We start from the raw sequence: 13,458 nt of genomic DNA, 5'->3' as shown, positions 1-13,458 counted from the left end.
ATAGATGGAAAAAAGAATGTCAAAATTAATTTGAATCTTTTGGACTAAGACTCGTACTTTGCGTAGTACAGAAAACAATTATTGCGTAGAATCGCTAAAGAGGAATGGAGGAATCTTTCATAGACAAAATATTCGAAGCACATCAGGAATGTCCGCAATGCCCTAATGAAGAGGAAGTGGGAGTGTTTTTTCAAGAGTTAATAGGCACACTGTTTCCTGTATATTCAAGAAGAAGTTACAATACCCGGGAAGAATTAGAAGCACATCTTCAGACACTCAAAACAAAATTGAATGAGATGCTCCACATCAAACAAAACTATGATGGAGTACATGCCAATGAAAATTCAACTTTGTTTTTCGAAGCAATACCTGAAATCTTTGAAATGCTCAATGAGGATGTGAGGGCTCTATATGCCGGAGATCCGGCAGCTAAAAGCGAAAGTGAAGTGATTCGTACTTATCCCGGATTTTATGCCATTGCATCTTACAGGTTTGCGCATTTTTTGTATAACCGGGGAGTACAGATCATCCCACGAATGATTACCGAACAGGCACACAGCAGAACGGGAATAGACATTCATCCCGGAGCTAAGATTGGAAAAAGCTTTTGCATTGACCATGGAACAGGAATAGTAATAGGAGAAACTACCGTGATAGGAGATTATGTTAAAATCTATCAGGGTGTTACCCTCGGAGCATTGAGTGTAAACAAGGAAGATGCAAAGATCAAGCGCCATCCTACAATAGAGGATAATGTTGTTATCTATGCCAATGCTACTATATTAGGTGGCGAAACGGTTGTTGGGCATGACAGTATTATAGGTGGAAACGTATGGATTACGAAAAGCGTTCCTCCTCTAACTCAAGTCAATTATCAAAATAAAAGACAAATAGGAGATACTATAAGCTCCGATACCATCAGACTAAAGACAATAGTAAAATGACCATTGCCGAATTAATTGGAAACACTCCCCTGATCAAAATACAAAATCTGAATACTAACAAAGGAGTACAGATTTATTGCAAACTGGAAGGGCAAAACCCTGGAGGGAGTGTGAAAGACCGTGCAGCTTATGGCATGATCAAAGGGGCATTGGATCGTGGAGAAATAAAAAAAGGAGATAGACTGGTGGAAGCGACCAGTGGAAATACCGGGATAGCGTTGGCAATGGTGGCTCAGTCGATGGGAATTCATATGACCCTTATCATGCCTGATAACTCTACAAGGGAAAGGGTGGTAACTATGAAAGCCTATGGAGCAGAAGTGATTTTGACTCCAGCTGCAAAAACCATTGAGTATTCGAGAGAGCTCTCGGAGGAAATGGCAGCTAGCGGCAAATACCACATGCTCAATCAGTTTGCCAATCCTGATAACTACGGGATGCATTATCAAACTACCGGCCCTGAGATTTGGAATGATACTGAAGGAAAAGTTACGCATTTTGTCTCTGCAATGGGCACTACAGGTACCATTATGGGAGTTTCCAGATATTTGAAAGAGCAAAATCCCAATGTGGAAATAGTGGGCACTCAACCCAAGGACGGTTCAAGTATTCCGGGAATCAGAAGATGGTCTCCGGAATTCTTGCCAAAGATATATGAGCCCAGCCGTGTAGATCGCATTATTGATGTAAGTGCCGAGGAGGCTACCGCAATGACCCGTCGTATGGGTAAGGAAGAAGGAATACTGGCAGGTATGAGCAGCGGTGGAGCACTTCATGCTGCATTGGAACTTGCTGATGAATTAGACCGTGGTGTCATAGTCACTATTGTTTGTGATCGTGGGGATCGGTATTTGAGTTCTGATTTGTTTGAATAGAAAAAATTCACCCTTCAAAGCCATTTTTTTCAACAAAAAGGCCGTACATAAAAATTAGTTTTAATATCCGACACGATTTATTGCGATAATTACTCAGAAAAGGTGAAAAGAATAAATTTTTATTACTTTTGCCATGCTTTAAAAATTATTACTTGTTGCTTTTAAAATGTCTGAAACGATAAAGCTAAAAAAGGGATTTGATATAAATCTCGCGGGAAAAGCTGAAAAGAAAATAGCTGATCTCCCACTTCCTGAAACCTTTGCAATAAAGCCTACAGATTTTGTTGGTATTGTCCAAACCAAACTCAATGTAAAAGAGGGAGATACTGTGAAAGCAGGTTCGCCGTTGATGCATGACAAGGCGTTTGAAGACATATTATATACTTCTCCGGTAAGTGGCGAAGTGGCAGAGGTAGTGAGAGGAGCAAAAAGAAAAATATTAGAAATCAGAATTCTTGCTGACAAAGAGGTCAGCTATGAGAAATTTACTCAGTATTCAGAATCTGACATTGCAGGAATAAGCAAGGAAGATGCTGTCTCTCAAATGAGTAAATCAGGAGTGTGGCCAAATATTTTGCAAAGGCCTTATGGTACGGTTGCAAACCCTGCCGATACTCCAAAAGCTATTTTTGTTTCAGCTTTTGATACACATCCTCTTGCACCTGATATGGGATTTATCCTTAGTGGTCAGGAGAAGTATTTTCAGACAGGTATTGATATTCTTTCAAAATTTGCATCCGTGCATGTAAACATAGATGGCAGTGGAGATAATGCAGACATGTTTAAAAATGCAAAGAATGCTACTGTAAATAATTTTTCCGGTCCTCACCCTGCTGGTAATGTAGGAGTTCAAATCCATCATTTAAGCCCAATGAACAAAGGCGAAGTGGCATGGACTGTTCATCCTTATGGTGTAGCACAAATTGGGAAAGTATTTCTCGAAGGAAAATATGATGCTTCTAAACTTGTGGCTCTGGCCGGATCAGAAGTAAAAACTCCTCAATACTACAAAACCTTTACCGGAGCGGCCATCAATAAATTGGTGGACGGTACTGTGAATGATGGTAATCTGAGGTTTATTTCAGGTAATGTGTTGACTGGAGAACATATCAACTCTAATGGTTACCTTGGTTTTTATCACAATCAATTGACAGTGATCCCTGAAGGAGACTACTACGAAATGTTTGGCTGGATACTACCAACAACCAAGAAGCTGAGTTTTCACAGGGCTTTTGGATTGCTTTCATTTTTAAATCCAAACAAAGAATATAAACTCGATACCAATACCCGTGGACAGGAGAGGGCATTTGTGCAAACCGGCACATTTGAAAAAGTAACTCCAATGGACATTCTTCCTACTTATTTGTTAAAGGCTATTATGGCTGAGGACTATGATGATATGGAAGGACTTGGTATTTACGAAGTAATAGAGGAAGACCTGGCGCTTTGCGAATTCGTGGATGTGTCAAAGCACGATGTTCAGGCAATATTGAGAGAAGGATTGACCTTAATTAAGAATAGCTAATTTTTAGTAATGAAGTTTGTAAGAGACGCTTTAGACAAAGTAAAGCCACATTTTGAAAAAGGGGGCAAGTGGGAGAAATTCTACTATATATATGAGGCTCATGAAACCCTGCTTTTTGCACCGAATACTACGACTAAACCCAAGGGGGTTCAGGTTAGAGATGCTGTAGATATGAAGCGGATGATGATGACAGTGATCATTGCCATGTTGCCATGTTTACTGTTTGGAATATGGAATGCCGGACATCAGCATTATCTGGCTACAGGGCAAGCTTCTGATTTAGTAGGAGAATTGTTGATTGGAGCGACTTTGGTTGTGCCTATTATCATAGTTTCATATACTGTTGGTCTGGGGATAGAATTTACATTTGCTACCATCAGGAGACACGATGTAAATGAAGGCTTTTTGGTTACCGGAATGCTTATTCCATTAGTATTGCCTGCTACTATTCCATTGTGGCAGGTAGCTCTGGCAACAGCTTTTGCAGTTATTATAGGAAAAGAAGTTTTCGGAGGTACTGGAATGAATATACTAAATGTGGCATTAACTGCCAGGGCATTCTTGTATTTCGGATATCCTTCTCAAATATCTGGTGATGTTTGGTCTTTTATAGGAGATAAAACACCAGTTGACGGATTTAGCGGAGCTACTCCTTTGGCACTTGGAGCTGAATCGTTAGCCACCGGAAACAATCTGGTAACTTCCCTTAGTAGTTTTGGATCAGGATGGGCAGATGGAATGTATAGTTTTGGAAACATGTTTATGGGTATAATGCCCGGAAGTATAGGAGAAACATCTACTTTGATGTGCTTAATTGGGGCTGCTGTTTTAATATTCACGGGAGTGGGAAGCTGGAAGGTAATCGTAAGTGTGTTTGCCGGAGCATTTGTGATGGGATCATTTGTAAGTATGCTGGGTGGAAATCCATATATGGAATTACCCGCACATTATCATCTGGTGATTGGAGGATTGGCATTTGGTGCAGTATTCATGGCTAGCGATCCGGTAACTGCTGCTCAAACCGAAACGGGGAAATGGGTTTATGGATTCCTAATTGGTGTATTAACGATTATTATCAGGGTATTTAACCCGGCATATCCGGAAGGAATCATGCTTGCAATATTATTAATGAATGTATTTGCTCCACTTATCGATTATTTCGTAGTGAGCGCTAACAAGAAAAGGAGGTTAAAACGTGCAACGGTCTAACACATACATCATCGTTTTCTCAGCTGTCCTAACAATCATATTGGGATTGCTGTTGTCTGGTACTTCAGTGGTTTTGAAACCTCTGCAAGACAAGCAGGTAGATTTGGATAATAAGAAAAAAATTCTGGGTGCCGTAATGGACATTTCTTCTATCAATGATCCTAATGAGATTCTGGCTTTATATGAAAAAAGATTTTCGTCTATTGTTATAGATATCAATGGTAAAATAGTAGAAAAGGATAAAAAAGGTAATCCTGTGATTGCTGAAAAGGTAAACATCCAGAAGAACTATAAAGTAGCTAAAGACGAGCGGTTATATCCGGTTTACCAATTTGTAAGCGAATCTGACCCGTCAAAGATTGAAGCTTACATCTTTCCAATGTGGGGAGCAGGGCTTTGGGATTGGATTTCAGGTTTTGTTGCTATTGAGAGTGACTTGAACACCATCAAAGGAGTAGCTTTTGACCATAAAACTGAAACTCCGGGATTGGGAGCAAGAATTACGTCTGATCAGATCAAGGACAGGTATAAAGGCAAAAAGATATTTGATGATTCTGGAAGTTTAGTTTCTGTCTCTATGGTAAAGGGAGAAAAGGGATTGCCTCTGGATGATCATCATATCGATGGAATGTCAGGTGCTACCCTGACTGGTAAAGGCGTAAACTCGATGATGCTGAATTATCTGGAATGTTACAAAACCTTTATAGAGAAGACCAAAAAAGGTGGGGTATCAATGGTGCAGGCCAATTAATTTGAAATTAACAATGTGCCTTAAAAGGCTTTATTGAAAAAATAAAATTTATACAACATGAGTACTGAAACTCTTGAGCAACCGATAGTAAAGGAACCAGCAGAGCCATTATTATCAAAAAGAAGAAAGAAATTTATTACCGATCCTTTGAATGAAGACAACCCTGTTACAGTTCAGGTATTGGGGATTTGCTCTGCACTGGCAATTACTATTAAAATGGAACCAACTTTGGTAATGTCCATTGCTGTAGTATTTGTAATTGTGTTTTCTAACCTTATTATTTCCCTGATTAGAGATTTGATCCCAGGCAGGGTTAGGATTATTGTACAATTGGCAATTGTAGCTACTCTTGTTACATTGGTAAGTGAAGTACTAAAAGCTTACATGTTTGACATGTATAAAGTATTGGGTGCATTTGTGGGACTTATTATTACCAACTGTATAGTGATGGGAAGGCTTGAAGCTTTTGCCATGGCCAATAAACCGTATGATTCTGTGTTGGATGGCCTTGGAAGTGGGTTTGGCTATGCCTGGATCATACTTACCGTTGCTTTCTTTAGAGAGTTATTTGGATCAGGTTCAATTTTTGATTTCAAGGTATTTGAAGCCATAGGCTGGGCAAGTTACCAGACCAACGGATTGATGGTTGACTCTATCGGAGCATTTATGGTGCTCGGTATATTAATATGGGTTCAAAGAACTAAAACTGGTTACGTAGAACATTAATAGTCTTAGACTAAAAGATATAAAAAGATATAAAAAGATAAAAAATGGAAGCATTTAATATTTTCATAAAAAGTGCCTTTATAGACAACATGATTTTTGCCTATTTCTTAGGTATGTGTTCGTTTTTGGCAGTTTCCAAAAAAGTTTCTACAGCTTTTGGCTTGGGTGGTGCGGTAATATTTGTATTAGGAATCACCGTTCCGATCAACTGGTTGCTCCAGGAGTATGTATTGAAAGAAGGAGCATTGGCGTGGCTTGGGTCAAGTTTTGAGACTATAGATTTAAGCTTTTTGACATTCATTATGTTCATTGCAGTAATTGCCTCAATGGTGCAATTGGTAGAGATGATCATCGAGAAAGTTTCTCCTGCTCTTTATGGTTCATTGGGGATTTTCTTGCCGTTGATAGCTGTAAACTGTGCCATCTTGGGAGCATCACTTTTCATGATACAAAGGGATTACACTATAATAGAGGCTACATCTTATGGACTTGGTTCAGGTGTGGGTTGGTTTTTAGCTATCGTAGCACTGGCTGCAATCAGAGAGAAATTAAAATACTCTAATGTACCCGGAGGTTTAAGGGGGCTTGGTATTACTATGCTGTTAACCGGTTTGATGGGAATTGCTTTCAAGTCCTTTATCGGTATTGCCCTTTAAATAAGAAAAATAGATAGATGTTAAAGAAATTAAAGAGGCTGTCTCAAAAGGGTTAAACAGTTGCCGGACTTATCCGGCATCCCTTTGGAAACACAGCAATAGCTGTTTTCAGGACAGATCCCAGAATACCTGTCTGACGACAGTCAGGAATCTGGGGATTATTTGACTTTTGAGACAACCTTTTTTTTGTAAGGATCTAATTTTTGCTCAGTTTGATTATTGCGTCGATAGTTGATTTGTTATCAACCCCCAATCCTTCTTGTTGATGTATAAGTACTCCTTGTTGATCAAATACGCTAATGATATTGGAGTGAGAGAAGTCTATAGGTGTGATTTTCTTGTATTTTACAGCCAGAACATTAGCAAACTCTCTGACACTTTCAGGTGTTCCTTGCAGGAATAACCACTGGTTGCCTTCCATTTGATTTTCAATGGAAAATTTTTTCAGCCTGTCTGGTGTATCGGTTTCAGGATCAATACTTACCAGGATCATTTTTACATTTTTCTTTAATTTTTCTTCGATTTGGGTATCTATATTTCTCATGTCTGCTACAAGTCTCGGGCAGGCCATTTGACAAGAAGTGTATATCATGACCATTACCAATACATTTCCCTGCAAGTCTTTAAGTTCTATTTGCTCACCATTTTGTGTATTCCATTTGGAAGGCAAATGGTATATTGACATTTCGTCTAATTCTTCTGAGGATTGAGAAGAAGACTGGACATTCTCTTTCTTTGGTGAGCATGAGAAGAATAGGAATAATGCCAGAAGATGAGCGACAGTTAGTGTTTGCATCTGATTTGTTGTTTTTTAGAATTCTAATTTTCCACCTTTGGAATAGACTGTGCGCACCTGAATCCCAAATTTTTAATAGCATAGTTAGCTTTTATACTTCCACGAAAAGCAAATCGCATAAATGCAGCGTAGTTCATTAAGTCATTGGCACCCACAGTAGCACTACCGCAAAAGAGATTTTTATCACTATTCACGTCTTTTCTGGACTCTCCTGATATTAATACGGAATTGAAATCTTGTGTCCATTCCCAGACAAGTCCATGTAAGTCGTAAATCCCCCAATAATTTTTAAAAGTACTGCCAACTTCTTTTCCGAACGTTCTGGAAGACTCATACCAGTCAAGTATTTTTTGATTGTACGCCTCATCTTTTCGAGCATCAGGTTTGGTTTCGTCGGCCATGGCCACATATTCCCATTCATCAATAGTCGGCAATCTTTTACCTTTACTGTTGCAGTAACTTTTTGCTGCAAACCACGAGATATTCGTTACAGGAGCATCACCAGAGACTGAGGAACCGTAATCGTCATTATCTGCCCAATGGTTGAGATAGTTTCCATCAGCGAATAATTGTTTTACTTTTGATTTTTCCCACAGATCATTTTGTATAACAAATTCTTTGAATTCTCTGTTGGTGACTGGATAGATATCCATGAAAAAGCTTTCTATATGTACAACAGAGGAATCATTTCCGTAAAGTGGTACAAAGAATCCCTTTTCAATTTTCATCATGTCTTGAGGTTGACTTTGTACTTTACATAGAGTAAATAATGTAAAGTACAAAGTCAATTTGAATGATTTAACCAACATGTTTTGATATGGTCTAATGGCTACTGGTTTTAACTTTTTTAACCATTGTAGGTGTTACTTCTTTTTTGTTGTTTCCCCAGTTACTATAAATATAGGTGAGTACATTGGCTACTTCTTCGTCGGTGAGTGTTTGAGCTGTCATGACGGAGTTATATTTTTCTCCGTTTACCGTTATTTCTCCTGTTTTGCCATGCAATACTATATCAATAGCTCTATCAACATCAGCGTTTAAATAGTCTGATTTGGCCAATGGAGGAAATACACCCAAGATACCTTGTCCTTCTGCCTGATGACAAGCAAAGCACGTAGTAGAATAGATTTGCTTGCCAAGCTTGATGCGTTCGTCTAAGGATTGTGCTACAGCTTCAGTTGGTTTATCTTGCTCTCCGGGCATTTGCTGTACCGTGCCACCTTCAGGGTTGTATATACCTTCCTTTTCTGTTCCAGAATAAATTCTTATTTTGTCTGGTCCCGTTACTTTAAGCATTCCTAATGCACCTTTATTAAATGCTCTGAATATGGAATGATCTACAAGAATAAAAGTACCTGGTACTTCTACTTTAAATTCTACAATTGCTGCGCCACCTGCAGGGATCAGTGTTGTTTGCACATTTTCGTTGATAACTGATCCCCCTTCTACATTCACTTTGTCAAATATTTCACCAATTACATGGAATGAAGAGACCAAATTAGGGCCTCCGTTTCCTACAAACAACCGGACAGTTTCTCCTAAATTAGCGGTAATGGCATTGTCCCCTGTCAAAGCACCAACTTTTCCATTAAAGAGAACGTAATCAGCATCTTCATCTATAGCTTTATTCATATCAAAAGGTTGGAGTCCGGGTTTTCCATATTCTCCTTTTGTATAAAAGTCACCTTGCATGATGTAATATTCTTTGTCCACAGCAGGCAAGCCTCCGGCAGGTTCTACTAAGATGAGTCCATACATTCCATTGGCTATGTGCATGCCTACGGGAGCGGTAGCGCAGTGGTACACATATAGCCCTGGGTTTAATGTTTTAAATGTAAATTGGGTTTCATGGCCCGGAGCAACAAATGATGAAGATGCTCCTCCTCCAGGACCGGTTACTGCATGCAAGTCAATATTGTGTGGCAATTTATTGTCAGGATGATTTTTTAATACGAATTCAACTTCATCACCAACTCTGGTACGAATAAAGCTGCCGGGTACACTGCCACCAAAAGTCCAATAGATATAAGATACACCCTGAGCTAATTCACCTTCCTGCTCCAGAACTTCCATTTCTACTTTCAATAATTTTGCATCTCTGTCACCAACTGGTGGTGGCACTAGTGGAGGAGAAGTGAGTTCGGCATCCATCCTGCCTGTTACTTTTATTTCGGAGGATTCGGTAATCTCTTGCTGATTTTTGTGTTGATCTGAACATGAGAAAAGTAATTTAGTCGAAATTACAAACAATAAGATAATCCATTTTTGTTTGATGTGATTAGTAGTTTTCATGAGAAAGTTAGTTAGTTGGATATAAGGATTTTAACTAGTGTCTTTATGTAAACAAAATTAAAGGAGTCAGTATATTGTCAATTGACTTATGTCATGTATGAACATGATTTTTGTAGGATTTACTTTACACAACTAACGCTTTTATCTTCTTTTTCTTACTAATTGAAGGAAGTATATTCCCAGATGTTATTTTAATTTCTGATCTGATTTTTGACTCTTCTTCCGTTGCATACAGATTTGCAGCCATTTTTTTGTGGAATGGACATCTCATACCGGAAGCATAACTGGTAATAATAGTAGTATTTTGTCTTTTAATTTCTGGGGTTACTTTTTAATGGATCAACTAGTTATGTCTATGACTCATTTATACATCCACAAGAGTTGAATTATTCTGCAGAAGGTAATATTAGTAATAGGAAATCCCGGATTTTTAACACAGGAATTTGTTCCGAAAGGAGAAAATTCATTGAATCATTACATAATGCGGTAAACTTATGTGATGTATGAGTTAACCAATCTCAACTACAACATCGTCGGTCATAGGGTGACCCACGCAAAGTAACACATATCCCTCAGCTTTTTCTTCTTCCGAAAGGCCGTCTTCCTCATCCATTTTTATTTTCCCTGACAAGCACTTTCCTCTGCAAGCCGTGCACAACCCACTTTGGCAGGAGTAGGGCATATCAAGATTTTGATCCAACCCTGATTCCAGAATTGTACTCTTCGGAGATACCATGTACTTATGTTCTTCCCCGTCAAGTATCACGGTAACCTCTTGCTCTTCTATGGATTGATTTTCGTCTGCTATGATGTCTTTAGGAGAAGTGTTTCCTGCAACAAAACTCTCTTTATGCTTTTTGTCGTCGGGTACATTCATTTGACTCAGAGTATCCATGACTATATTCATCATTGGCTCTGGCCCACAGGTATAATAAGACACATCAGAATAGGAAGTATCATCAAGGCTGGAAAATACTGTTCTTAGTTTTGCGGTATCTAACCAACCAATATAGTTTGTCCAGGTAGCAGGGGGATTTTCCAGAAAATGGACTACATTGAAATTATCAGGATACTGCTCTTGCAAATTTGCAATTGTGGCATTAAAAATAATTGAAGATTCATCTCTATTGGCATATATCAATGAAACCTTACTTTCCTTTTCTTCAGATAAAATGGACTTAGCAATTGATAACAACGGCGTTACTCCACTACCCCCTCCTATAAGAAAAATATGCCTTTTATTAGCTGGTATTATTTCAGGAGTAAAAGAACCCATAGGTTCCATTATTTCAATTTGATCACCCGCTTTGAGTGTATTGTTTATGAAGTTTGACATTACTCCATCCTCCACTCTTTTGACAGTGACCGCTGGATTTTCATTTAAAAAGGGAGAACTACATAGTGAATATGCCCTTCTCACTTTCTTGCCATTTATAGTAGCAATCAAAGTAATAAACTGTCCCGGTTTGTATGAGAGCTTGCCTGATTCAGGCTCTTCAAATACCAAGCTTACGGCATCTTCGGTTTCCTTAACCACTTCCTTTATTGTTAAATTCAAAAATCTTGAATCTGTATTTTCTTTTTTCTTCTTTTTCTTAAATAAACCAAATGCCATTGATATCTTGTTGATTGAGGCGCAAATCTACTTTCTTATGCCTATTTTGCCGAATTATTCAATAAATGTTTTTATGGCTGGATAGCCTTATCTGATATGTCTTGTTTAGCAATGCTGCAATCACCACATCCCTTTACACAACCATCTTTTGCACTGAACTCCTGGTAGATTCTTCTACCGACAAAAAATAGTGAAATGAGAAATATTATGAGTATAAAAATGTCTTGCATGTCTGTTCAAACGGGTTGATTCTTTTTCTGTTAGCAAATTTACCAGTATTTTTTTATCACTTCGATCATTTCTGTATGAATAGAATTGGCAGCAACCAGTTCCCTACCAAAAACAAAGTTGTCACCACCTGAAAAATCTGTAACAGTACCGCCTGCTTCCTGCACTATCAAAGCTCCTGCCGCCAAATCCCAGGCATTGAGGTTGTACTCAAAATAAGCCTCATACCTCCCTATAGCCACATACGCCAGGTCAACGGCAGCACTACCAAGCCTTCTCAGGCCATGCGCATTTTGCATGAGTTCATTCAAGATTTTTACATAGTTACCGATTTTTTCAAAATCATAAAACGGAAAGCCTGTTGCCAGTAAACTGTCACTTATCTTGTTCAGCTTGGAAACATGTATTCTTTTATCATTGCAAAATGCACCTCCTCCTTTGCGTGCATGAAAGCACTCATTCCTACTCGGCTCATACACTACACCTACCAAAAGCTCATTGGCATCAATTAGTGCGATGCTGGTACAATAGACAGGCAGCCCATGAATGAAATTTGTTGTGCCATCCAGTGGATCTATTACCCACTTTAGTGGGTTGTTATCTATCTGTTGAGTACCTTCTTCTGTAATGAAACCAGCCTCTGGTAAAACCTTTTTGAGCCGATTGGCAATCATGATTTCAAGTTCCTTATCCACATAAGATACCAAATCGTTTTTGCCCTTTAGTTCCACTTTAGAATAGTCGAATGACTCGGCTTCTTTTTGCATGAAAGCTCCACATTCAAGAGAAAGTGCTACTACCTCTTTTTGTATATTTTCAAGATTCATATCCTAGTTTGTTTGACCTCCAACTACTACAACGATCTCACCCTTTATTTTCTTTTCTTCAAAATAACTTATTATTTCACCTAGTGTGCCATTTTTTGTTTCTTCAAACATTTTGGTCAGTTCCCGGGAAACAGAAGCTTTCCTGTCTTCTCCAAAGTGTTCTTTGAATTGATTCAGTGTCTTTATCAGTCGATGAGGTGATTCATAAAAGATCATAGTTCTGGTTTCATTTGCCAATATTTCAAGTCTGGTTTGCCTTCCTTTTTTCACAGGTAAAAACCCTTCAAAAACAAATTTGTCATTGGGCAGGCCTGAGGAAACCAGAGCAGGAACAAAGGCAGTTGCTCCCGGCAAACATTCTACAGAAACATTATTTTGCAAACAATCTCTGACAAGTAAAAATCCGGGATCGGATATTGCCGGGGTTCCTGCGTCAGACACCAAAGCCATCTTCTTGCCAGCTTTCAAGTCAGCTATTATTTTCTCGGTCTGATAATGTTCATTATGAATGTGATAACTCTTCAGAGAATTCTTTATTTCGTAATGTTTAAGCAATACCCCTGTAGTACGGGTATCCTCAGCCAATATGACATCTACTGATTTGAGCACTTCCAAAGCCCGAATGGTAATATCATCTAGATTACCAATTGGCGTGGGCACCAGGTAAAGGGAAGATTTGAATTCCATATTTTATACCAAAGGAAATGACAATTTCCCCAAAGTTGTAGAATAAGAATCAACAAACAAACAGGAAGATGACTAAAGAAATGATTTTAGATTTCAGTTTGCCAAATTTTCTATTATTTCAGCTAGTTTTCTATCCTTGTCTGTAACGACATCACCCGCATCATGGGTCGAAAGTTTGAAGTTTACTTTGTTGTAAACATTTGACCACTCCGGATGGTGATTCATTTTTTCAGCTTCAATAGCCACCTTGGTCATAAAGCCAAATGCCTCGGTAAAGTTCTGAAAGGTAAATGTCTTTGTTAATTTGTTGTCTTTTTCAATCCACAT

General features: G+C 38.6%; 15 protein-coding genes. 7 read left to right on the top strand and 8 right to left on the bottom strand.

Going from position 1 to position 13,458, the window contains the following annotated elements; genetic code table 11:
* Positions 1–104 precede the first annotated feature (104 nt).
* The 7 genes from epsC (at position 105) to nqrE (ending at position 6,686) form a co-directional block, all read left to right on the top strand.
* Positions 105–944 carry a serine O-acetyltransferase EpsC gene (epsC, locus tag AAOP42_RS21530; RefSeq protein ID WP_349530658.1) on the top strand — a complete coding sequence of 280 codons (840 nt, stop codon included), beginning with the start codon at positions 105–107 and terminating at the stop codon, positions 942–944.
* Positions 941–1,819 (top strand): cysteine synthase CysM, encoded by an 879-nt coding sequence (gene cysM / locus AAOP42_RS21525; protein ID WP_349530657.1) that lies wholly within the window; start codon positions 941–943, stop codon positions 1,817–1,819. The genes epsC and cysM overlap by 4 nt, the downstream gene beginning before the upstream one ends.
* Before the next feature lie 166 nt (positions 1,820–1,985).
* Positions 1,986–3,344: a Na(+)-translocating NADH-quinone reductase subunit A gene (locus AAOP42_RS21520; protein WP_349530656.1), complete on the top strand. Its 1,359-nt coding sequence runs from the start codon at positions 1,986–1,988 to the stop codon at positions 3,342–3,344.
* Between the two features lie 9 nt (positions 3,345–3,353).
* Positions 3,354–4,553, top strand: a complete 1,200-nt coding sequence (locus tag AAOP42_RS21515; protein ID WP_349530655.1) for an NADH:ubiquinone reductase (Na(+)-transporting) subunit B — start codon at positions 3,354–3,356, stop codon at positions 4,551–4,553.
* Positions 4,540–5,304, top strand: a complete 765-nt coding sequence (gene nqrC / locus AAOP42_RS21510) for an NADH:ubiquinone reductase (Na(+)-transporting) subunit C (RefSeq protein WP_349530654.1) — start codon at positions 4,540–4,542, stop codon at positions 5,302–5,304. Before AAOP42_RS21515 ends, nqrC begins: the two co-directional genes overlap by 14 nt.
* Before the next feature lie 57 nt (positions 5,305–5,361).
* Positions 5,362–6,030 carry an NADH:ubiquinone reductase (Na(+)-transporting) subunit D gene (locus AAOP42_RS21505; protein ID WP_349530653.1) on the top strand — a complete coding sequence of 223 codons (669 nt, stop codon included), beginning with the start codon at positions 5,362–5,364 and terminating at the stop codon, positions 6,028–6,030.
* 44 nt (positions 6,031–6,074) lie between these two features.
* Positions 6,075–6,686: an NADH:ubiquinone reductase (Na(+)-transporting) subunit E gene (nqrE, locus tag AAOP42_RS21500; protein ID WP_349530652.1), complete on the top strand. Its 612-nt coding sequence runs from the start codon at positions 6,075–6,077 to the stop codon at positions 6,684–6,686.
* 196 nt (positions 6,687–6,882) lie between these two features.
* Here nqrE and AAOP42_RS21495 read toward each other — a convergent pair whose 3' ends face one another.
* The 8 genes from AAOP42_RS21495 to AAOP42_RS21465 form a co-directional block, all read right to left on the bottom strand.
* Positions 6,883–7,482: an SCO family protein gene (locus tag AAOP42_RS21495; protein WP_349530651.1), complete on the bottom strand. Its 600-nt coding sequence runs from the start codon at positions 7,480–7,482 to the stop codon at positions 6,883–6,885.
* A 23-nt stretch (positions 7,483–7,505) separates the two neighbouring features.
* Positions 7,506–8,213 carry a formylglycine-generating enzyme family protein gene (locus tag AAOP42_RS21490; RefSeq protein WP_349530650.1) on the bottom strand — a complete coding sequence of 236 codons (708 nt, stop codon included), beginning with the start codon at positions 8,211–8,213 and terminating at the stop codon, positions 7,506–7,508.
* A gap of 91 nt (positions 8,214–8,304) precedes the next feature.
* Positions 8,305–9,774, bottom strand: coding sequence for a copper-containing nitrite reductase (gene nirK / locus AAOP42_RS21485; RefSeq protein WP_349530649.1), 1,470 nt, complete (start codon positions 9,772–9,774; stop codon positions 8,305–8,307).
* A gap of 508 nt (positions 9,775–10,282) precedes the next feature.
* Positions 10,283–11,389, bottom strand: a complete 1,107-nt coding sequence (locus AAOP42_RS21480) for an FAD-binding oxidoreductase (protein ID WP_349530648.1) — start codon at positions 11,387–11,389, stop codon at positions 10,283–10,285.
* A 71-nt stretch (positions 11,390–11,460) separates the two neighbouring features.
* Positions 11,461–11,619 carry a FeoB-associated Cys-rich membrane protein gene (locus AAOP42_RS23825; protein WP_502947683.1) on the bottom strand — a complete coding sequence of 53 codons (159 nt, stop codon included), beginning with the start codon at positions 11,617–11,619 and terminating at the stop codon, positions 11,461–11,463.
* A gap of 39 nt (positions 11,620–11,658) precedes the next feature.
* A complete protein-coding gene (locus AAOP42_RS21475) occupies positions 11,659–12,444 on the bottom strand; it encodes an inositol monophosphatase family protein (protein WP_349530647.1) in 786 nt (261 codons plus the stop codon).
* 3 nt (positions 12,445–12,447) lie between these two features.
* Complete coding sequence (gene rsmI, locus AAOP42_RS21470; protein WP_349530646.1) at positions 12,448–13,131, bottom strand: 16S rRNA (cytidine(1402)-2'-O)-methyltransferase; 684 nt, start codon at positions 13,129–13,131, stop codon at positions 12,448–12,450.
* Between the two features lie 93 nt (positions 13,132–13,224).
* Positions 13,225–13,458, bottom strand: coding sequence for a 4a-hydroxytetrahydrobiopterin dehydratase (locus AAOP42_RS21465; protein WP_349530645.1), 234 nt, complete (start codon positions 13,456–13,458; stop codon positions 13,225–13,227).

It is taken from the genome of Reichenbachiella sp. MALMAid0571 (genome assembly GCF_040151475.1).
In the GTDB taxonomy this organism is placed as follows: domain Bacteria; phylum Bacteroidota; class Bacteroidia; order Cytophagales; family Cyclobacteriaceae; genus CAXBNB01.
This window is presented reverse-complemented; position numbering and strand designations above follow the sequence as displayed.